At 64.2% G+C, this 21,841-nt stretch carries 16 protein-coding genes; 11 read left to right on the top strand and 5 right to left on the bottom strand.

The features are described from left to right. Window positions 1–59: 59 nt before the first annotated feature. A complete protein-coding gene (locus HU764_RS12800; protein WP_186681646.1) occupies window positions 60–1,070 on the bottom strand; it encodes an aldo/keto reductase in 1,011 nt (336 codons plus the stop codon). A gap of 276 nt (window positions 1,071–1,346) precedes the next feature. Here HU764_RS12800 and HU764_RS12795 point away from each other — a divergent pair, with 276 nt between their 5' ends. Together HU764_RS12795 and aldA are read left to right on the top strand one after the other, a co-directional pair. Next, on the top strand, window positions 1,347–3,527 hold the full coding sequence (locus HU764_RS12795) for a PQQ-dependent dehydrogenase, methanol/ethanol family (protein WP_186681644.1): 2,181 nt from the start codon (window positions 1,347–1,349) through the stop codon (window positions 3,525–3,527). 7 nt (window positions 3,528–3,534) lie between these two features. Beyond that, the gene (gene aldA, locus HU764_RS12790; protein WP_186681642.1) at window positions 3,535–4,968 is read left to right on the top strand and encodes an aldehyde dehydrogenase; all 1,434 of its coding nucleotides are present in this window, start codon (window positions 3,535–3,537) and stop codon (window positions 4,966–4,968) included. Between the two features lie 115 nt (window positions 4,969–5,083). Here aldA and HU764_RS12785 read toward each other — a convergent pair whose 3' ends face one another. From HU764_RS12785 to HU764_RS12775, 3 genes are all read right to left on the bottom strand, one after another. Then, window positions 5,084–6,997, bottom strand: coding sequence for a sigma-54-dependent Fis family transcriptional regulator (locus HU764_RS12785; RefSeq protein WP_186702908.1), 1,914 nt, complete (start codon window positions 6,995–6,997; stop codon window positions 5,084–5,086). 65 nt (window positions 6,998–7,062) lie between these two features. Beyond that, on the bottom strand, window positions 7,063–8,583 hold the full coding sequence (locus tag HU764_RS12780) for an FAD-dependent oxidoreductase (RefSeq protein WP_186702907.1): 1,521 nt from the start codon (window positions 8,581–8,583) through the stop codon (window positions 7,063–7,065). A gap of 190 nt (window positions 8,584–8,773) precedes the next feature. Further along, a complete protein-coding gene (locus HU764_RS12775) occupies window positions 8,774–10,102 on the bottom strand; it encodes an MFS transporter (protein WP_186702906.1) in 1,329 nt (442 codons plus the stop codon). A 162-nt stretch (window positions 10,103–10,264) separates the two neighbouring features. Between HU764_RS12775 and HU764_RS12770 the strand changes: the two genes are divergently transcribed. The 9 genes from HU764_RS12770 to asnB all read left to right on the top strand — a co-directional run bounded on the left by HU764_RS12770 (window position 10,265) and on the right by asnB (window position 20,869). Continuing rightward, window positions 10,265–11,362: a sugar diacid recognition domain-containing protein gene (locus HU764_RS12770; protein ID WP_099454070.1), complete on the top strand. Its 1,098-nt coding sequence runs from the start codon at window positions 10,265–10,267 to the stop codon at window positions 11,360–11,362. 114 nt (window positions 11,363–11,476) lie between these two features. After that, window positions 11,477–12,610 carry a glycerate kinase gene (locus tag HU764_RS12765; RefSeq protein WP_186681634.1) on the top strand — a complete coding sequence of 378 codons (1,134 nt, stop codon included), beginning with the start codon at window positions 11,477–11,479 and terminating at the stop codon, window positions 12,608–12,610. A 352-nt stretch (window positions 12,611–12,962) separates the two neighbouring features. Then, window positions 12,963–14,249: a phenylacetate--CoA ligase family protein gene (locus HU764_RS12760; RefSeq protein WP_338109069.1), complete on the top strand. Its 1,287-nt coding sequence runs from the start codon at window positions 12,963–12,965 to the stop codon at window positions 14,247–14,249. Continuing rightward, on the top strand, window positions 14,246–15,961 hold the full coding sequence (locus HU764_RS12755; protein WP_186702904.1) for a prenyltransferase/squalene oxidase repeat-containing protein: 1,716 nt from the start codon (window positions 14,246–14,248) through the stop codon (window positions 15,959–15,961). Before HU764_RS12760 ends, HU764_RS12755 begins: the two co-directional genes overlap by 4 nt. A 9-nt stretch (window positions 15,962–15,970) precedes the next feature. Beyond that, on the top strand, window positions 15,971–16,378 hold the full coding sequence (locus HU764_RS12750; protein WP_186702903.1) for a hypothetical protein: 408 nt from the start codon (window positions 15,971–15,973) through the stop codon (window positions 16,376–16,378). Further along, window positions 16,375–16,659: an acyl carrier protein gene (locus tag HU764_RS12745; protein WP_027595408.1), complete on the top strand. Its 285-nt coding sequence runs from the start codon at window positions 16,375–16,377 to the stop codon at window positions 16,657–16,659. Before HU764_RS12750 ends, HU764_RS12745 begins: the two co-directional genes overlap by 4 nt. Further along, window positions 16,656–17,651 carry an AMP-binding protein gene (locus HU764_RS12740; protein WP_186702902.1) on the top strand — a complete coding sequence of 332 codons (996 nt, stop codon included), beginning with the start codon at window positions 16,656–16,658 and terminating at the stop codon, window positions 17,649–17,651. Before HU764_RS12745 ends, HU764_RS12740 begins: the two co-directional genes overlap by 4 nt. Continuing rightward, entirely contained in the window at window positions 17,638–19,023 is a 1,386-nt protein-coding gene (locus tag HU764_RS12735; protein ID WP_186702901.1) for an amidase, read from the top strand. Before HU764_RS12740 ends, HU764_RS12735 begins: the two co-directional genes overlap by 14 nt. 10 nt (window positions 19,024–19,033) lie before the next feature. Beyond that, window positions 19,034–20,869, top strand: coding sequence for an asparagine synthase (glutamine-hydrolyzing) (asnB, locus tag HU764_RS12730; protein ID WP_186702900.1), 1,836 nt, complete (start codon window positions 19,034–19,036; stop codon window positions 20,867–20,869). A 2-nt stretch (window positions 20,870–20,871) separates the two neighbouring features. On the opposite strand, the gene HU764_RS12725 is transcribed toward asnB, so the two are convergent. Next, on the bottom strand, window positions 20,872–21,813 hold the full coding sequence (locus HU764_RS12725; RefSeq protein WP_027595404.1) for a LysR family transcriptional regulator: 942 nt from the start codon (window positions 21,811–21,813) through the stop codon (window positions 20,872–20,874). Window positions 21,814–21,841: the final 28 nt, after the last annotated feature.

The following is a 21,841-nucleotide window of genomic DNA, read 5'->3' as shown; positions in this document are numbered from 1 at the left end:
AACGCGGTAGAACCGCCAAGCGGCTTTGCAGCCCCTTGGCTTCAATCAAACGGCTGCCATCAATTGCGCGCCAGTCGCCCACTCACGTAGTGCGCCACGTCATTGAACCCTGGCGTCGAGGCATGGCCCGGCGTTACCAGCGAATCGATGAACGCTTCATCCTCCGCCGTGATCTTCACGTCCAGTGCGCCGGCATAGGTGTCCCATTGTGCTTCGGTGCGCGGCCCGACAATGGCCGAACTCACCAGTTGGTTATTGAGTACCCAGGCAATCGCGAACTCGACGATGCCCACGCCCTTGGCTTCAACATAGGCCTGGATCTGGCGGGCGATGGCCAATGATTCCTGGCGCCATTCCACTTCCATGATCCGCTTGTCCTGGCGCCCGGCACGGCTGCTGGCATCTGGCACCGAGCCGGGTGCGTACTTGCCGCTGAGCACACCGCGGGCCAAGGGGCTGAACGGCACCACGCCCAGGCCATGGTAAGCCGCAGCGGTCAGCTGTTCGGGCTCTGCCTGGCGGTTGACGATGTTGTACAACGGTTGGCTCACCACCGGCTTGGCCACGCCGAGTCGCTCGGCCAGGTGGCACAGCTCGGCAATGCGCCAGCCGCGGAAGTTGGACACGCCCCAATAGCGGATCTTGCCTTGGCGCAGCAGGTCGCCGATGGCTTGCACGGTTTCCTCCAGCGGTACCTTGTGGTCTTCGCGGTGCAGGTAGTAAACGTCAAGGTAGTCCAGGTCCATGCGCGTGAGCGTCGCGTCGATGGCATTGAAAATGTGCTTGCGCGAAAGCCCGCTGCGGTTGGGCAGGCCGTCGGCCGGGCCAAAGCCGACCTTGGACGCCACTATCCAGTCCTGGCGATGGCGCGCCACGGCTTCACCGACGATTTCTTCCGAACGCCCGCTGTTGTAGACATCGGCGGTGTCGATGAAGTTGATGCCCTGGTCCCAGGCTTTTTCGATGATCCGCAGTGAGTCCTCGGTGCTGGTCTGCTCGCCGAACATCATGCTGCCCAGGGTAAGGGCGGAAACCTGCAGGCCACTCTGGCCAAGGGGACGGTAGATCATGCGGTTGAGTCCTTTGCAGTGGGCTTGTCTGCCTGTTTTACACACAACCGCACGCCATTGAAAGCCCGCCACAGTGGCTGACACACCTGTGCCATGCCTGCATCAGCTGTGCCATGGCTGCTGCATGTGCAGGCCTCAGCCATTGCCCGGCCGTTTGGCTAGCAACCGCTCTGTAATGCCTGTTTCGAGGATGCTGGGTGATGCTGGCACAGCCGTTGCTCTGTCTGTTATCGACGCCTGATGCGGTGTCGCCATAACAAGAACGGAGAACCGACCATGAACCGAACAGGCCCGCACCGCCGGCCCCTTCCGCACGCCTTGGGCTGCCTGGCCCTTGCCTTGGCGTGCTGCGCAACCGCTTTTGCTGCAGAAGTGGATGGCAAGCGGATCATCCAGGCCGACCAGGAACCTGGCAACTGGATGAGCCACGGCCGTACCTACGATGAACAACGCTTCAGCCCGCTCAAGGCCATCAACCAGGACAACGTCAATCAATTGGGCCTGGCTTGGAGCTATAAGCTCGACCTGGACCGGGGTGTAGAAGCCACGCCTATCGTGGTCGATGGGGTGATGTACACCACGGGGCCGTTTTCCGTGGTGTATGCCTTGGATGCCCGCAACGGCAAGCTGCTGTGGAAATACGACCCGCAGTCAGACCGCAATCGCGCCGGTGAGGCGTGCTGTGATGCGGTAAACCGCGGCGTGGCCGTGTGGCAGGGCAAGGTCTACGTCGGCGTGCTGGACGGGCGCCTGGAGGCGATCGATGCCAAGACCGGCCAGCGCGTGTGGTCGGTGGACACCCGCGACGACCATAAGCGCAGTTACACCATCACCGGTGCGCCGCGGGTGGTCAATGGCAAGGTCATCATTGGCAACGGTGGGGCAGAATTTGGTGTGCGTGGCTATGTGACGGCTTATGACGCCGAAACCGGCAAGCAGGCCTGGCGCTTCTTCACCGTGCCGGGTGACCCCAAGCTGCCGCCTGAAGACAAGGCCATGGAGATTGCCAGCAAGACCTGGCACGGCGATGCCTTCGTCGAGTGGGGCGGCGGCGGCACGGCCTGGGATTCGTTCGCCTACGACCCTGAGCTGAACCTGTTGTACATCGGCGTTGGCAACGGCTCGATGTGGGACCCTAAATGGCGCAGCCAAGCCAAAGGCGACAACCTGTTCCTGTCGTCGATTGTCGCCGTCAATGCCGATACGGGTGAATACGCCTGGCACTACCAGACCACCCCCGGTGATGCCTGGGACTTCACCGCCACCCAGCACATGATCCTCGCCGAGCTGCCGATCAACGGCAAACAGCGCAAAGTGCTGATGCAGGCGCCCAAGAATGGCTTCTTCTATGTGCTCGACCGGGCCACCGGCGAGTTGCTGTCCGCGAAGAATATCGTGCCGGTGAACTGGGCCAAGGGCATCGACATGAAAACCGGGCGGCCGATTCTCGACGATGAGGCAGCGGCCTACTGGAAGGACGGCAAGCGCAAGCTGGTGACGCCGGCATTCTGGGGCGCGCATGACTGGCACCCAATGTCGTACAACCCCAACACCGGCCTGGTGTACATCCCGGCGCATATCATGTCGGCCTATTACGAGCACATCCCCGAAGCACCCAAGCGCAACCCGTTCAAAAGCGTGTACCAGCTGGGCTTACGCACCGGCATGATGCCCGAAGGTGCCGATGGCCTGCTGGAGATGGCCAAGACCTGGTCCGGCAAGCTGATCGCCTGGGACCCAGTGAAACAGGCGCCGGCCTGGGAGGTGCCCTACATCACCATCTTCAACGGCGGCACCCTGAGCACCGCCGGCAACCTGGTGTTCGAGGGCAGCGCCGATGGCCGTGTGATCGCCTATGCCGCTGACACCGGCAAGAAGCTGTGGGAATCACCCGCCGCCAGTGGCGTGATGGCAGCGCCGATCACCTATTCGGTCGATGGCGAGCAGTACGTCACCTTCATGGCCGGCTGGGGCGGGGCCTTCTCGACGTTTGCCGGGGCGTTGTCGTTGCGTGCCGGGGTACAGCCGTTCTCGCAAGTGCTGACCTACAAGATTGGCGGTACCGCCAAATTGCGTGAGCCAGCGCCGCCCGCCAATGCGCCCGAACCCCCACCATTGACCGCCGACGCCCAGACTGTCGCCGCCGGTGCGGCCCTGTACGACGGCAACTGCTCACAGTGCCACGGCATCCATGCCGTCAGCGGCGGTGTACTGCCAGACCTGCGCAAACTCGGTGCTGACAAGCACCAGATGTTCCTTGGCATCCTCTATGGCGGCCGCGTGCCGGATGGCATGCCGTCGTTTGCCGACAACCTCAACCCCGAGCAGGTCGAGCAGGTGCACCAGTACCTCATCAAGCGTGCCCATGACCTGAAAAGCGAAGGCAACGCCTGGCAGCAATTCAGCGCCAAGCCGGCTGCCCAGCCGTCACTGGCCGACAACCCGTCACAGGAGTGAGATGACCATGACTGAAGCGATCTACCAGAACTACATCGACAACGCCTTCGTACCCAGCGAGGGGCTGATCGAGGTGTACAACCCGGCCAACGCGCAGTTACTGGGGCGTGTGCCGGAGTCGCCGGTCGATCAGGTGGAGCGGGCCATTGCAGCGGCACGCAACGCGCAAAAAGGCTGGGCAGCGAAACCTGCCATCGAACGCGCCGGCTACCTGCGTCAGATCGCCGCCAAGGTGCGTGCCAATGCCGACCGCCTAGCGCGCATCATCACTCAGGAAGGCGGCAAAGTGCCGGGGCTGGCGCAGGTCGAGGTGAACTTCACCGCCGACTACCTCGACTACATGGCGGAATGGGCGCGGCGCCTTGAAGGCGAGGTGCTGACCAGCGACCGTGCCAACGAGCACATTTTCCTGATGCGCAAGCCGCTGGGTGTGGTGGCTGGGATACTGCCCTGGAACTTCCCGTTCTTCCTCATCGCCCGCAAGATGGCGCCGGCGCTGCTCACGGGCAATACCATCGTGATCAAGCCCAGTGAAGAAACGCCCATCAACTGCTATGAATTCGCCAAGCTGGTGGCCGAGACTGACCTGCCAGCGGGGGTGTTCAACGTGGTCGGTGGCAAGGGGGCCAGCGTCGGCCATGGGCTGTCGAGCCATGCCGGTATCGACCTGGTCAGCTTTACCGGCAGCGTCGCTACGGGGGCACGGATCATGGCGGCGGCAGCGCCGAACATCACCAAGCTCAACCTTGAACTGGGCGGCAAGGCCCCGGCGATTGTGCTCGCGGACGCTGACCTGGACTTGGCGACGAAAGCCATTGTTGCCTCGCGGGTGATCAATACGGGCCAAGTGTGCAACTGCGCCGAGCGGGTGTACGTGGCGCGCAAGGTGGCCGACGCCTTCGTCGACAAGGTGGCCAAGGCCATGGCAGCGACCCGATACGGCGACCCGTCGCGCCAGGCTGACCTGGACATGGGGCCACTGATCAATCAGGCCGGTCTCGACAAGGTAGCGCAGATGGTGCGCACGGCGGTCGGGCAGGGCGCCCAGTTGGTGACCGGCGGGCAGGTAGCGGACCTGGGGGCCGGGTTCCATTACCAACCGACCGTGCTCGCGGGCTGCGCCGCCGACATGGAGATCATGCGCAAGGAAATTTTTGGGCCGGTGCTGCCGATTCAAGTGGTCGATGACCTGGACGAGGCGATTGCCTTGGCCAATGACAGCGAGTACGGGCTGACGTCTTCGCTGTACACCCGCGACCTGAACGCGGCGTTGAAGGCTAGCCGCGAGATCGATTTTGGCGAGACCTACATCAACCGCGAGAACTTCGAGGCCATGCAGGGCTTCCATGCCGGGGCGCGCAAGTCCGGCATCGGCGGGGCGGATGGCAAGCACGGGTTGTATGAGTACACGCGCACGCAGGTGGTGTACATCCAGGGATAAGGGTTGGCTTTTCTGGCCTCTTCGCGGGCAAGCCCGCTCCTACAGGTGAGTCCACAGGCTTGAAAACTGTGGTGTACCTGTGGGAGCGGGCTTGCCCGCGAAGAGGCCGGTACAGTCACCCCAACTGGTTCGGCTGAACGATCCCGTACCGCTTCATCTTCCGATACAACGTCGACCGCGAAATGCCCGCAGCCTCTGCCGCCAGGCTCATGTTCCAGCGCTCTCGCTTTAAAACCTCCAGCAAGTGCCGCGCCTCGGCATCTTCGACCTGCTGTTCCAGCACTTTTGGCCTGGCAGGCACTGCACGGTTCAGTAGCTCCTCCGGCAAATCTGCCAGCTCAATGACCCCACCTTCCGCCAGCGCGACCGCCTGGCGCAACGTATTGAGCAACTGCCGCACGTTCCCCGGCCAGGCATACCCCAGCAAGCAACGCTGGGCCTGATCGCTCAAGCGCAAAACAGCCCCTCCCGGCAACCCCGCCAACAACCGCTCGATCAATTCACGTCGGTCACTGCGCTCACGCAATGCCGGCAACGTCATGCGCATGCCGCATAGCCGGTAGTAAAGGTCTTCGCGAAAGCCTTTATCGCCAATCATGGCTGGCAGGTCCTGGTGCGTTGCCGAAATCACCTGAATATCCAGCGTCACCGGCGCCTCTGCGCCCAGTGGTACCAGTTCGCGTTCGGCAAGCACCCGCAGCAGGCGCGTTTGCAGGTGCGTTGGCATGTCGCCGATCTCATCAAGGAACAACGTGCCGCCATTGGCCTGCTCCAGCTTGCCTTTCATGCCCTTGCGATTGGCACCTGTAAAGCTGCCAGCGCGGTAGCCGAACAGTTCGCTCTCGATCAGCGACTCGGGTATCGCCGCACAGTTGAGCGCGACGAAGGGTTTGGCGTGGCGCTGGCTAGCCTGGTGCAAGGCACGGGCGAAGGCCTCCTTGCCAGTACCGGTTTCGCCGTTCAGCAAAATGGCGATGTCCTTGTCGAGCACCTTGCGCAGGCGTTTCACTCCCTGTTGCAACTGTGCATCCTCGCCTGCCAATTGCTCAAGCGTGGGGTACGCCGCCCGCGCGGGCAGGGGCCGCGACGGCGTGGATTGGCGGTAGCCGGCCGGTATACGCAGGCCGACGTCCAGCAGATGCGCCTGCACATGCCCGTGCAATTGAGTGCCACGGGCACCGCCGCGCGTAAGGTCGAGCAACTGGTCAATGTTGGCGGGCAGCAGCTGCTCGATCGCCACGCCCAACAGCGTGCCGGCATGCGCTAGGAAGGCCGCCCGATTGGCGCCGATCACCCGGCCGCCTTCGTCCAGGGCCAGCAGTTGCTCGGCGGCAAGGTCGGAGAAATCATCACGCGGCTTGATGGCCAAGGTCAGGCAGTCGCGGTAGCGCTGGCGGAAATGGCTGTTCTCGATCAGCCGGGCGTACAGCGTCACCAACTGCAAGGTCAGGTGCTGGGCCTGCTTGGGGCCGTCGTTATAGAGGCAGGTCGCGTTGAGGCAGCCGAGCAGTTGGTTATGGGCATCGAAGATCGGTGCCACCGAGCAACTGAGCCGGGCGTTGGTTGCCAGGAAGTGTTCCTGACGGTGGATGGTCAGCGCTTGCTGCGAGGCCAGTGCAGTGCCGATGCCGTTGGTACCGGCGATCGACTCGTCCCAGCGCGCGCCGACAATCAACCCGGAGCGGGTGTAACGCTGGTGGTCGGCTGGCAGGCGGGCATCAAGGGTGATGCCGTCGGCGTCGCTGAGCAGCACGGCAAAACCGGCGTCCACCACACGCCTTGCCAGGCCACTGACGCCTTGGCTGGCGATGCTCAGGTAGGCCTCGTGTTGGGCCTGGTGCTGGCGGATTTCGGCAGCGCTGAGGATGTTGTCGACGTGGCGCAGTTCAGGGTCCAGGCGGTGCTGGGTGAGGCTGCGGTACCAGGATTCGGCAATCACCGGTTCTGGCGTCAGGCCGCGCTCGGCGAAGTGGCAGTCGACGAAGGCGGCCAGTTCACTGGCGCGGGGTGAAGGGGTGTGCGCGGCCATGGGCGCTCCACGAAATACTTGTTATTAGAGGTGGGGAAACCATAGCTGATTTTTTCCCGGAAAAGTCAGCCAATCAGCTTCAGCGCCTCGTCCAGGCGCAACGGCCGCTTCATCCGCTGCGATAGCTGCGCCATGGCATCCGAGTAGCCCTTGGCGATGACGGCCTCGACTTGCTCATCCACGCATTGCAGCGCGACGAAATCGCCTTGCTCCGGCTGGCCGACGAACTCGATGCGGTTCCAGTCCCGTGCATGCCCCAGGACTTCATAGGTGCGCCCATGCTGGTAGGTCCAGAAGAACGGCACATCTTCGTAGCGGCGCTGCTCGCCGAGCATGTTGGCCGCAGCGATCACGCCGTGTTGCTGGGCCAGGCGCCAGTGTTCGATGCGCACGGGCCGGTCAGCCAGGGGGAAGGTGGCGATATCACCAGCGGCCCACAGCCCGGGTGCCGCACGCATTTCGGCATTGACCGGCAGCGATTTATCGTCGGCCAGCGCCACCCCTTGCACATAGGCTGTGGCAGGTTTGACCCCGGTGCCCAGCAATACCAATGGCGCCTGCAGCCGTTCACCGTTGGCCAGCAACACGGCCTCCACCTTAGCCTGGCCTTCGAAACGTTCGACTTCGGTGGGGCCGTGAAAGACCACGCCTTTGCGTTCGTGCAGTTCGCGAATGCTGCGCCCGATACGTTCTCCCAATTGTTTGGCCAACGGCACCTCATGGCGGGTGACCAGGTGCACCTGCAGGCCGTACTTGCGCAGTGCAGCGGCGGCCTCCAGGCCGATGAAACCGTCGCCGACGATCACCACCGGCTGCCCGGGTTCTGCAGCGTCGAGCAACAGCGCGGCGTCCTCACGTGAGCGCAGGGTGAATACACCCGGCAGATCTGCCCCCGGGAGCGCTGGACGTTGCGCTTTACCGCCCGTTGCCAGTAGGCAAGCGTCATAGTCGATGTGCTGGCCGTCGGCAAGGATGATCTGGCGTTTCTCGCTGTTGAGTGTGCGGACCTTGCCGTGCTGACGGATCAGGTGGCCTTTGCGCAAGTCATCCGCTTCGAGCAGGGCAGGGACTTCATCAGGTGGCATTTGCCCAGCAATGACGAATTTACTAAGCGCGGTCCGGTCGTAGGCCGGCTGGTGTTCCTGGTCGAGCCAGACCAGGCGGCCGGCGAAACCGTGCCGCAGCAAGGTAGCGACGGCGGCACTGCCGGCGGCGCCGGCACCGACTACCACGAAACAACGGGCATCGCTGTGCCGCGGTGGCTCGGCCTTGGCCAGGGGTTGGTCATCCACCCACACCTCATCACCTTTGACCCACGCACGGTAGCGGCGCAGGTCGGCCAGTGCCGGCGGTTCGCACACCGCACCTTCGTCCACGGCAAACGCCGCCTTGTGCCATGGGCAGACCAACAGCCCCGAGCAGATCACGCCCTCTTCGAGCGGGGCGCCAGCGTGCGGGCAGTTGGCCTGGTAGGCATGCACCAGGTCGCCCTGGCGGATCAGGATGAGTTCTTCACTGCCGGCCTGCACACGCAGGGGGCGGTTGGGGTCGAGCTGATCGAGGCGGGCCACGGCGTGCTGGGTCATGGGGGTTCTCCAAAGGGGCCTTTGGAACCATTTGACGCCTGTGGTGATGAGTTGCTGACCCGAGCCGACGATCGGGGGCATTGCCCTGTAGGAGCAGCCTTGTGCTGCGAAGAGGCCGGTGATCACACAGCAAATGTTCGCTGCTATCACCGGCCTCTTCGCAGCACAAGGCTGCTCCTACACAGGCGTTCTAGTTGGCCTTGGCCGTGACCAACGCCCCTGCGCGCGTTACCCGCAGCGCCACCAGGCTACCGACCACGATCAATGCCGCCAACGAATACAGCGCAGCATCAGTCGAGCCGGTCTGGTCCTTGATGAAACCCACCAGGTACGGGCTGAGGAAGCCGGCCATCTGGCCCACCGAGTTGATCAGCGCAAGGCCGGCCACGGCCGCACCTGCGCTGAGCAGGGCGGTAGGCATTGGCCAGAACATCGGCAGGCCGGTGAGGGCGCCCATGGTGGCGATCGACAGGCCAAGAATGGCGATGGTCGGGTTGCCGGCGAAGTTGACCGCAATCAACAGGCCAATGGCGCCCATCAGCATCGGCACGACCAAGTGCCAGCGACGTTCGTTGCGCTGGTCTGCCGAACGCCCGCAGACGATCATGAACACGCCCGCCAGCAGGTACGGAATGGCGCTCAGCCAGCCAATCAGCAAAGGGTTGTCGAAGCCCATGTTCTTGATGATCGACGGCAGCCAGAAGTTGATCGCGTACACACCGCTCTGGATGCAGAAGTAGACGAAGCCGAACGTCCAGATCAACGGGTTGGTCAACACCGCGAGCACGCCGTCACCGGTGGTGGCGGGTTTGCTCGCGGCATCGGCCTTCAGGTCGGCTTCGATCAGTTGGCGTTCGGTCGGGCTCAGCCAGGCGGCTTTCTGGTAGCCGTCGCTGAGCAGGCGAATTGCCAGGCAACCCAGAACGACGGTGGGTAGGCCCTGAATCAGGAACAGCCATTGCCAGCCGGCAAGGCCATGCTGGCCGGCGGCGAAATGTTCGAGGATCCAGCCGGAAAACGGCCCGCCCAACAGCCCCGACACCGGGATCGCCGACATGAACAAGGCCATGATGCCGCCGCGACGGGCCGCCGGGAACCAGCGCGAGAGGTACAGCACCACGCCAGGGAAGAAGCCGGCTTCAGCCGCGCCGGTCAGCAGGCGCAGGGTGTAGAACTCGGTGGGGGTGGTGACGAACAGCAGGCAGGTCGAGAGGCTGCCCCAGGCGATCATCATCAGTGCGATCCAGCGCCGTGGGCCGAAGCGGTTGAGCGCCAGGTTGCTCGGCAGGCCGCAGAGGACGTAGCCGATGAAGAAGATACCGGCGCCAAGGCCGTATACCGTTTCGCTGAATTTAAGCGCGTCGAGCATCTGCAGCTTGGCAAAGCCGACGTTGACGCGGTCCAGGTAGTTGAACAGGTAGCAGATGAAAATGAACGGAATCAGCCGCAAGGTGATGCGCCGGTACAGCGCATTGCGGGTGGTGTCCGTGCCTTGGTCAGGGGCTGGGCTGTGTGCCATGATCGGGTTCTCTGTTGTTATGGTTGTCACCGCGTCGCCTGTTCCGGCGCTCGCCCTGACGAGTCTCGGGGACAGCGGCGTGCCTGTCTTTGTGCTTTTGCACAGCGATTGACCAGGGGCGCTGTGCCAGGGACCAAAGCCTACCACCCTAAGGACCCTTGAATGTTCGAACTCGACCATGACCTGGCGCAGGATATCGTTGATCGGGCGATGGCCATTTTGCCGTGCAACGTCAATGTCATGGACAGCCAGGGGTTGATCCTGGGCAGTGGCGAGCCGGAGCGCATCAACACCCGCCACGAAGGCGCACAACTGGTGCTGGCCAACGGCCGGATCGTCGAGCTCGACGTGGACGCGGCCAAGTGCCTCAAGGGCGTGCAGCCCGGGGTGAACCTGCCATTGATGCTCGATGGCCGGCTGATGGGGGTATTGGGCCTGACCGGCGACCCGCAGCAGCTGCGTACCTATGGCGAACTGGTGCGCATGACTGCTGAAATGCTCCTGGCCCAGCGCCACCTGCAGGTTGAACAGCAATGGCGGCGGCAACGCTGCGACGACCTGCTGGCCTTGCTGTTAGGCGGCAGCGGCGATTCGCCTCGGCTGCTCGATGAAGCCCGTCAGCTTGGCCTGAAGCCGCAACTGCCAAGGGTACCTTGCCTGTTCGAGCTGGAATCAGGGCCGCCTGCCGAAGCCCTGTCGTCCTGGCTGATGAGCCGTTACCCGGACAGCTGGTGCGTCAGCCCCGCACGGCAATCGCTGCTGTGGTGTCGCCCGGCGGGCCTGGTGCTGGACGACGCGCGGTTGCTGGAGCGCCTCGAACGTCACGGCTGGCAGGTTGAGCGCTTGGCCCTGGGGTGCATGGCGCAAAGCCTGGAGCAACTGCGCCGTGGTTATCGCCGGGTGCGCGACCTGCTGGCTTATGGGCAAGAGGTGCTGCCGGCCGAGCGCCTGCTCAGCCTTGAGCGGTACCGGCTACCGGCCTTGCTGTGGCGGCATCGCAATGACGATGCGCTGGATGAGCTGTTGCAGCCGCTGCAACGCATCCGCGCCAAGGACGCCAGTGGTCAGCTGATCGCGACCTTGCGCGCCTGGTGTGCCCATGATGGCCAGAGCCAGGCCTGTGCCGACGCCTTGGGCATTCACCGCAACAGCCTGCGCTACCGGCTGGAGCGGATCGCCGAGCTGGGCGAGGTCGACCCCTTGCGGATGGAGGGGATGCTCAGCCTGTACCTGGGGTTGCAGTTGTTGCGAGCTGAGTGAAACGCGGGCCGAAGGCATTTGCCCAAACAACGCCTCCGCCGTCTTGTGCATTTGACCGAGGCCACCTTGCCAGGCAACTGTCAGCATGCCGCTCATCTGGACAGGAGAATCCCCATGAAGATCGTCATCGCCCCCGACTCGTTCAAGGACAGCCTCGACGCTGCCGGTGTCGCCCGCGCCATTGCCACCGGCCTGGCCGAGGTGTGGCCGGATGCCGAACTGGTCGAATGCCCCATGGCCGACGGCGGTGAAGGCACCATGGACGCCATCTTGGCCGCCAGCCAGGGCGAATTACGCCGCCTGGCTGTACGTGGGCCGTTGGGGCACAGCGTCGAGGCCGGCTGGGGTTGGCTGCCGCAGAGCCGCACGGCGATTATCGAAATGGCCCAGGCCAGTGGCCTGCAATTGGTGCCCACCCAGCAGCGTGATGCCTGCCGCAGCAGCACCTGGGGTACGGGCGAACTGATCGCCGCCGCCTTGGCTGCGGGTGCCCGCCGCATTGTCTTGGCCATTGGCGGCAGCGCGACCAATGACGGCGGCAGTGGCATGCTGCGCGCCTTGGGGCTGCGGCTGCTGGATGCCGAGGGGCAAGCACTGGAAGAAGGGGGGCTGGCCCTGGCAAAGCTGGCACGTATCGATGCCAGCGACCTCGACCCTCGGCTGGCCGAGGTCCAGGTCGAGGTTGCGGCCGACGTCGACAACCCACTCTGCGGTGCCAATGGCGCTTCGGCAATATTCGGCCCGCAGAAAGGGGCAAACCCGCAGCAAGTAGAAGCACTGGACCAGGCACTGGGGCACTTTGCCGATCACTGTGCGCAATTGCTGGGCGAGGACGTGCGTGATTTCCCGGGCTGCGGCGCTGCAGGCGGCATGGGCTTTGCGGCCAAGGCGTTCATGGGCGCGCAGTTCCGACCTGGCGTCGAGGTGGTGGCTGAGTTGGCCGGCCTGGACGGGCTGGTACAAGGCGCCGACCTGGTGCTGACCGGCGAGGGGCGTTTCGATGCCCAGACCCTACGTGGCAAGACGCCAATGGGCGTGGCACGGGTCGCCAAGCGCCATGGTGTACCGGTGGTGGTGCTGGCAGGCACGCTGGGGGAGGGGTATCAGCAGTTGTATGGCCATGGCATCGACGCGGCTTTTGCGTTGGCGAGCGGGCCGATGAGCCTGGAGCAGGCGTGCGCCAACGCCCGCGAGCTGCTGCAGGCGCGCGCCGGTGATATCGCCCGGCTGTGGCGCTGCGCGGTGTAAGCGCGGTCAGAGATTTCCGTGTAAGTGCAACTAGTGTGGGGGCTGCTTTGCAGCCCTTTCGCGCCCTAAGGCCGCGCCTTCACGTCCATGCCGAAGTTATGAGTCTTGGCAAATATGGAAATTATCTTTGTTTGATATCTCGCCATAAACAAAGGCCGAATCGCTGATTTCGATCAGAAAAGCACTACATACAACCCACGCAAAAGGCTCTATTTCGGCCCAGTAATACCGTCCGACTCTCACCGCTACTTACTATTAAGTATTTTACTTAACCCCCGTCGCTCGCCAATTCTCTGCACTGTTTATTCGAGAGGGCGAGTCGATGTTAGTTCATGGTGATAAGGATTTCGGCGTGTTGAAGGATGCCGAGGGCGAACTTCAACAGCAGGTCGGGCGTGTGCCCGATGCCGCATTCTATGAACGCAAGTTGCAAGCAGTCTGGACGCGTGCACAACACAGTAGCCATTACGCAGGGATTGGCCCCTACAGCTTCACAGCGTTCCAGCAATTGCCGCTGACCGCCAAGGCCGCGCTGAAAAGCCAACCCCTGGCGTTTTGCACCGTAGCCCTTGGCGATGCGGCCAAGTACTACGCCACCACCGGCACCACCGGCGAGCCAACCCCAACCCCGCGCCTGAAACACGACATCATCTGGAATGCCGTCAGCGTCGCCAGCCACTGGCGAGCGGTGCTGCAGCCCGGGGCGCGGGTGGCCAACCTGATGCCATCGGACATCGTGCCGGTCGGCGACCTGATCGCCAACGTCTGCGAATACCTCGACGTGTCGCATGTACGGCTCTATCCCTTTACCACCGGCATCACCGACTGGGAACGGGTGTGCACGACCTTCGACACCTACCGGCCCACGGTGCTGTTCATCGCCCCCGGCGTACTGGTGCAACTGACCCGCTACCTCAAGCAGCGGGAGCTGCTCGACACGTTTGCCCAGTCGGTGCGCACGATCATGCTGCTGGGCGAGGTCAACACCCAGCCGTTTCGTGACCGTTTGGCCCGCGGGTGGCACTGCGAGGTACACGATGCCAGTTATGGCAGTACCGAGACCGGCACGCTGGCAGCCGTAGGCGCGGACCAGCAGATGCGCCTGGCCACGGCCACCAATTATTTCGAGCTGCTGTTGCCGGACGGCAGGCTGGTAACGCCCGCCGAAGGCCTGACCGGCCGCCTCGTCGTCACCCCGCTGAACCTGTACGCGCGGCCGTTACTGCGGCTGGACACCGGCGACAGCGTCACCCTTACCGCGCCTTGGCAAGCCGGGCAGAGCAGCCCCAGCCTGTTGGTCAATGGCCGCGACAGCGACAGCATTGCGGTGGCCGGGGTGGACCTTGAGATTCGCGCCGTCGAAGAGGTGGTCTACGGCGCCTGCGACGCCACCGGTTATGTGATCGAAATCGATCGCCAGAACGACAGCGCCGCGTTAATCCTTGAACGTGACGTGCACTGGGACAACGCCCAGGAAGGCCCATTGCAAGCGCAGCTGCTGGCACGTTCCGAGCAACTGATGGGGCTGCGCTGGAGCCGTGTGCTGTTCGTCAACAACTTGTCGGCCATCAACAAGAGCGGTGGCTCGCAAAAAAGCTGGAAGAAGACCAACCTGCGCTTCGTGGGGGGCAAGCAATGACCACGTCACCCCTTGCCCAAGGGCACGGCCTGGGCAACGGCCAGCCTGACTTGTGGTGCACGTACGCCGCGATCCGCAGCCTGGCCTGGGTCGAGCGCCTCGACAGCGTCGATACGCCGGCCCTGCACAGCTATATCCAGTCCCGGCGTAACCGCGACGGGGGGTTCGCCTGGAGCAAGGGCATGCCATCCGACGCCTGGGCGACTTTTTATTGCACCGAAACGCTCAAGGACCTGGGTATCGCCATCGACCATGGCGCCCAAACTGCCGATTGGCTGCAAACGCTGTTCGACGGTGATGCTTACGCCATGTGCCCTGGGCAGACGGCGGATGTCTGGGCCACCCACTATGCCGTGCGCACGTTAATCGAGGTGTGCCAGGGGCAGGTGGCCGATGCCCCGGCGTTGTACGCCTGGCTGGAAGGGCTGCAGTGCAGCAATGGCGGCCTCAGTTGGTCCGCGGACTTTGCCCAGCGCAACTTGGCCGACACCCGTGCCTGCTTCTACGGCGTAATGGCCGCACGAGCCCTGGCCCAGCAAGGGCTGCCCGCACCGCGGTGGGACCTGCCGCGGTTGATTGCCTGGTTGCAGGCGCAGCAGGTGGAAAGCGGCGGCTTTCGTTTCAGCGAGGCTGCCGAGCAGCCGTGCCTGTGGGCGACCTACCGCGCCACGGCTAGCCTTGCGGCATTGCACGCGCAGCCGTTGGCGCGCCACGCGTGTATCGCCTGGATCGACGCACTGCGTCGGCCCAGTGGCGCTTTCGTGCGTTGGCAGGGCTATGACGGCGAGGACGTCTGGGCCGCTTTTTGCGCGGTGGGCTCGCTCAAGGCGTTGGGAGAGCCGGTGGCCCACCTGGCAGATGACATTGCACGGTTCATCGCGACCTTGGCGCTGCCTCAGGGTGGCTACACCTATCGGCAAATCGACAGCGCGGCGGATGTGCTGACCACGGCGGCTGCCGTGCTTGGCGATCAGCTGAGCGCTGCGCAGCGGGCGGCAGCCTTGCACTGGATCGAAGGCTGCCAGATGCCTAACGAGCCTGGGCTCATGTACATGCCAGGGCGGGGCGCTGAAGTCCGCTGCACCAATTGGGGCCTGGCGGCGGGCGCCTTCGCCGGCCAGCCAGCGGCGCGCAAGGCGGTCGGGCACTGGCTGGCCTCATTGCAGAACCCCGATGGTGGCTTCGGGTTCTGGGAGGGGCGCGGGTCGGACTTGGTGTCCACGGCGTCTGCGGTGGCGATCCTCCAGCAACTGGGCAATAACGCTGGGGTCGACCTCGTGGCGCTGGAGGCCTTTGTGGCCAGTTGCGCTCAGCAAGGTGGGCACGCCGCCTACCCACGAGGGCAGGCGTCCTTGCGTGCCAGCCTGCAAGCCTTGATCTGCCTGAACCATGTGGGCTGGGATGTGCGCGAGCAGGCAAACGAACTGCTGGTTGCGCACAAGGTGCGCCAGGGCGGCTTCGCCAACCTGGGGCAGCGCATCCCTGATTTGCTCAGCACCTACCAGGCCGTGGCGTTTGGCGCCGCGCAGGGGTTGCCGGTCGACCGCGCGCACCTGCAGTTCTTTCTCGACAAGGTGCGCAGCGGCCAAGGCCATGCCTGGTCGCCGCTGTACCTGGAGGGCCACGACGCACTGTCCGATTGCCTGGGGCGCCTGTTGCAGGCGTTTGCCGAAGGCAGGCGTCAGCACCTGCCCAACCTGCAGCTGTCGTGAGGAGCAGGCATGCCAACCATTACTGTTACCTGCGCACCACTGCAGCCCATCGAGCGCAAGCGCCTGGCCCTGGCGTTCACCCGCCTGCTGAAAGCGCAGGGCGCCGATACCGCGCACTGCATGGTGTTTTTCAATCCGCTGGAACCGGGGTGCGTGTTCAGCGCCGGCATGCCGTTGCCGACCGTGGATGGCAGCGGCGTGGCGTTGCAGTTCTACCTGCGCATCACCCTGTCGGTGGCGCGCGACGGGCTGGCCCATGCGGCCTTGGCCGAAGGCCTGCACCGTTGCCTGGTCAGTCACTACCCGAACGCTTTCATCTATTTGCAGTTTGATCCGATCCTGCCAGAACACGTGTTCTACAGCGCGGGAACGGCATTGATCAATGCCCACCATCAACAAGGAAAACCAGGCGCGTGAGCAACCTTTCTATTGAGCAGCAGATTCGTCAGGCACTGGCGCAACTACTCGGCGACGAGGTCAACGCCATCGATAAGCGTGACAGCTTCCGCGATTTTCTAGGCGAACGCTTCGACAGCCTGATGGCCGTCGAAGTCATCACCGCCATTGAAGCCTGTTTCGCCATCGAAGTGGATTACCTGAGTGACGACGTTCGCTACTGGTTTGAAACACTGGAAAAGATGGAGCAGTTCGTCGCCCAGAAACGCGAAGACCAATTGACCCTGCAGGCCACCCCGTGAGCGGCGATCATCTGTTCACCACGTCGGGCTCCACCGGCGCGCCACGCCACTGGCTACGCAGCCACGCGCAGATGGTCGACGAGGCCGCGCTGATTCTCGGCCGCTGGGCGGCTGACGCGACCGAGATTCTGTCATTCGCGCCGAGTTGCCACAGCTACGGGATGATCCTGGGCGAGGTCGGTGCGCAATGGCTGAGCGCGCGGTTACAGGCCTGCTCGCTGGAACAGCAGCTTTTACCGCAACTCGATGGCGACGGGCCCTGTGTGATCCTCGCCATTGCCAGCACCTGGCGGCTCTTGCCTGCACTGCTGGCGCGCCTGTCAGCACGGCGTTCAGTACTGGTGGTGCACAGCGCATCGCTGTTGCCACCGGACGCATTGGCCACCGTGCACCGCTTCGCAGGGCCGCAGGTGCGCTTCATCGAGCTGCTGGGTGCCACCGAAACCGGCGCCATGGCCTATCGCGCGCTGGATGCGCAGAGTACCGCAGAGCAACTGTGGACGCTGCTGAGCGATGTCGAGTTGCTAAGCCCGATCGGCGCAGCCGGCCCGCTGGACGTCAGCAGCCCACGCATCGCGCGGGAGCAGGGCGCTGCAACCCCGGCACACCATCATCGTTGCGATGACCTGGTACTGCCATTGGACGCGCGACGCTTTCAATGGCTGGGCCGGGCCAGCAGCCTGATCAAGGTCAACGGGGTTCGGCTCGACCTGGCGCGCCTGGCCAGCGAACTCGGCCAACGCCTGCAATGCCCGGCCCTGGCCTGCGTAGCGGTGCGCGATGGGTTGCGCGCCGAAGCGTTCGAAGTGCTGTTCAGTTCGCCAACGTTAACCGAACAGGCCGTGCGCGAAGCGCTCAAGCACTGGCCTGCGCACCACCCGCGACCGGTCGCCGTGCGCCGGGTCGCACACCTGCCGCTGTCTGCCACTGGCAAGCCCCAACCGTGGGCCGCCTCATCCACTGTCAAGGACTACACCCATGAGCCACGCTGATACCCAGGGCACCATCGCCCATTACCTGAACCACTGCGGTGCGCCGCTGGCCAGTGGCCGCGAACAGCCCGAATACCTCGGCCTAAGCCTGCGCAAGCGCCTCGAACTGCTGGAACGCAGCCCTGCGCTGGCGGCTGATTGGGCTGCACAGTATGAGGCGTGGCGCGATCACGCCGACAGCCACTATCGCTGCCTGACCAGCACCCGCCCAGCCGAAGCGCCGTGGGTCCGGCTGGGGGTGAAGGACACCGTGGACGTCGCCGGCCTGCCGACCCGCCTGGGGCTGCGCAGCTACCGTCACTACCCGCAACGCAGCGCCGAGGCGCTGAGCCACCTCGACCCGCGTATCGCGCTGACCAGCAAGGTGGCGACCACCGAGCTGAACATCGCGTTCGGCGCAGGCTGCCGCAACCCGCATTTCCCGACCATCGACCCATCGGGTTCCAGCACCGGTTCTGCGGTTTCCGTGGCTGCAGGCCTGTGCGACATCTCGTTGGGTACCGATGTGCTGGGCTCGGTGCGTTGGCCGGCGTCCCACTGTGGCATGGTCGGCCTGCGCATGACCCACAAGGCCGCCAGCCTGGCCGGTGTATTCCCGCTGTCGCCACGCATGGACGCCTTGGGTTGGGTGACTCGCAGCGCCGACGACCTTGCCCTGCTGCTGCCGATGCTGGGCTTGGGGCCGTTGCTGGGCGATCAGCAGCCGCTCAAGCAGCAGTACCGTGTCGGCGTGCTTGAACACGCGCTCGACCCTGCGCTGACCAGCGCACCAATGCTCGACATGTTGAGCCAGGCCCGTATTGCACTGGCCGACCTGGGCATGGCCCCGCGTGAAGTGGCCATGCCCGACCTGTGGGCCTGCCGTGGCGATGCTTGGCAGCTGTGCGCGCGCGACGCTTGGCTGGCATCTGCGGCCTGGGCGCGGCGCTTCGACTGCGAACTGCATTGGTCAACGCTTAGCGCGCTCAAGGTGGGTGAAGGGGTAAGCGACAGCGACTACTCGCGCATTCATGCCCGCATGGACGCCGTGCGGGCGGGTATCGATGCCTGGTTCGAGGCCGCCCAGGTGGATGTCGTTATTTTCCCGATGGACCCGAACCGGCCCTTCGACCGGCGTAGCCCACAACCAGGTGATTCGACCATTCCGTCTCCGGACGATCACGACTACGCCCAGAAAATCGGTTTCACCCCTCTGGCCAGTTTCAGCGGCCTGCCGGCGATTACCGTGCCGATCGCCCTCAGCGCTGACGGCAAGGCGCCCCTGGCGATACAGATCATGGGCCGACGCGACAGCGAGCAACAGTTGCTGGACATCGCCAAACGTGTGCAGGCGTTGATCGGCCTGCTGCCTACCCGTCGTCTTCAGGTGTAAGGGGCGAACCATGTGCGGAATTACAGGCTGGGTGGACTACACCCGCGACCTCGCGCAACAGCGCCAGGTGCTCGGCGCCATGACCGATACCCTGGCCTTGCGCGGGCCGGATGCCAGCGGCAGCTGGCAGCACCGCAACGCCTTGCTGGGGCATCGGCGCCTGGCCATCATCGACCTGAGCGGTGGCGTGCAGCCCATGACCTACCGCTTCGCCACGGGTGAGGAAGTCGTACTGGTGTACACCGGCGAGGTCTATAACCACCATGCTCTGCGCGAGCGGTTGCGCCAGGCCGGGCATGTGTTTAAAACACGCAGCGACACCGAGGTGGTGCTGCACGCCTACCTGGAGTGGGGCGAGCTGTGCTGCGACCATCTCAATGGCATGTTCGCCTTCGCCGTGTTCGATGGGCGCGATGGCCACTTTCTGCTGGTGCGTGACCGCTTGGGGGTCAAGCCGCTGTACTATGCCCGTCACCAGCAGGGGCTGCTGTTCGGCTCTGAGATCAAGGCGATTCTTGCTCACCCCGAGGTTGCCAGCACCCTGGACGCGGTCGGCCTGGTGGATGCCTTGAGCCTGTCCCGCGGCACCACCCGCACGGCCTTTCGCGGGGTCAGCGAATTGCCGCCGGGGCATCGTTTGTCCTGGCGGCCCCAGGGGCAGGTGAAGATCAGCCGCTACTGGCAGTTGCAACGCCGTGAGCATCAGGACGACCTGACGACCACGGTCGAACACACCCGCGAGCTGCTCGACAATGCCTTGGGCGAGCAGTTGCATGCTGATGTGCCGGTTTGCTCGCTGCTGTCCGGTGGCCTGGACTCGACCCTGCTGACCGCCATGGCGCAACAGCGGTTAGTGGCCGAGCAGGGCGGGGCGGTGAATTCGTTCTCGGTGGATTTCGTCGGCCAGGCCGAGCAGTTTCAGGGTGATGCGTTTCGCCCCGAACGTGACCAGCCTTATGCCCTGGCGGCGGCCCAGTATATTGGCAGCCGGCACCAGACCATCCTCATCGACAACCGGGAGTTGGTGTCGGACCCGGCCCGCCTGGCGGTGTATCGCGCCAACGACAGCGCGGCCACCTTCGGCGACGTAGACACCTCGTTGTACCTGTTGTTCAAGGCGATCCGCGCGCATTCCACGGTGGCCATCTCCGGTGAGGCGGCAGATGAAGTGTTTGGGGGCTACGCCTGGTTCCGCGACCCGCAGGCCGTGGCCGCATCGCGCTTCCCTTGGCTGTCGCGCATGCAACTGCTGCAGCCCGAGCTGATCAACCCTGAGTTCAACCGGGCCTGCGATTTTGCCCAGTATCAGGACAGCTGTTATCACCAGGCCCTGGACAGCGTCGAGCATCTGTCAGGGGACAGCCCGCAGGAACGGCGCATGCGCGAAATCTGCCACATGCACCTGCAGCGCTGGCTGCCGATTCTGCTCGACCGCAAGGACCGCCTGAGCATGGCCGCGAGCCTTGAGGTGCGGGTGCCGTTCACTGATCATTCACTGGTGGAGTACGTGTACAACGTGCCGTGGTCGATCAAGGGCAAGGATGGCGAGGAAAAATGGCTGCTCAAGCAGGCCGGCGCCGACCGGGTTCCGCCTGCGGTGTTGCAACGGCGCAAAAGCCCGTACCCAACGTCGGCGAACCTGGCCTATGAGCGCTTTCTGCGCGAGCGCATTCGGCAGTTGCTGAAGGCGCCAGACAGGCCCGTGTTCCAGGTCATCGACCATGGTCGGCTGGCCGCCGAGTTGCGCCAGCCCGAGGGCTATTTCAACTCGCAACTGCGGCGTAACAACCTGGAGACGGCCCTGGCGCTGGACACCTGGCTACGTGAGTACCGGTTGACGGTGTAGGGCTACAGGATCAGAGGGTTCTGCAGGGTGTCGCTGAAGCGCTTCGGCGCGCCCTGGTCGAGCATGGCGATGAAACTGCCCAGGGCCGGCGAAGCGTTCTGGATGTTCCAGTTCATGTACAGGCCCATGGTTGGGGTGGGCTGGTCCTTGATCGGGCGGATCGGGCGGAATTGCACGCGCTCACGCAGCGTCGAGTAAGCGATCGATTCCGGCACCAGGGCCACGCCGAAGCCACAGGCGACCAGGCCGATCAGGGTGTGGATCTGCGCCGCCTCCTGCACCACCTTGGGGTAGAAACCGGCCGATTCGCACAGGGCGATCAACTGGCTGTGGTAGCCACTGCCCAGGGCTTGCGGGGTGAAGACGAAGTCCTCTTCGGCAAAGTCGCGCAGGTCGACCAGCGGCTGATGGGCCCTGGCGTGGTTGGCGGGCAGGGCCATGATGATCTGCTCGTTGAGCAACAGCCGCGACTCGATGGTATCGGGCGGCATCGGCAGCTTGCGCATGAAACCGATGTCGGCTTCGCCGGCCATCAAGGCCTTGGCCTGCGAGGCTGAGGGCATCTCGCGGATGGTCAGGCGTACATTCGGGTAGACCTCGCGGAACCTGCGCAAGGTCGTGAGCAGCGACTCGTAATACGCAATGGAGATGGCCGTGATGGTCAGCTTGCCGCAGATCCCTTCCGAGACATTGCGCGCGTACTCGATGCCTTGCTCCAGCTCTTTGAGCGTGCGGTAGGCGGTTTCCAGAAAGGCCATGCCAGCGGCAGTCAGCTTGACCCCGCGCTTGTTGCGCAGAAACAGGCTGAAGCCGAGCTTTTCTTCAAGGCGGTTGATCGCTTGGCTCAGGGGCGGCTGCGCCATGTGCAGGCGGATGGCGGCCTTGTGGAAGTGCAGTTCTTCGGCCACGGCGATGAACTGCCTGAGCAAACGTGTCTCGATCATTCTATGTTCCTTCATCGACTTGCCGGGG

The sequence above is a fragment of the Pseudomonas kermanshahensis genome (genome assembly GCF_014269205.2).
Lineage (GTDB): Bacteria > Pseudomonadota > Gammaproteobacteria > Pseudomonadales > Pseudomonadaceae > Aquipseudomonas > Aquipseudomonas kermanshahensis.
This window is presented reverse-complemented; position numbering and strand designations above follow the sequence as displayed.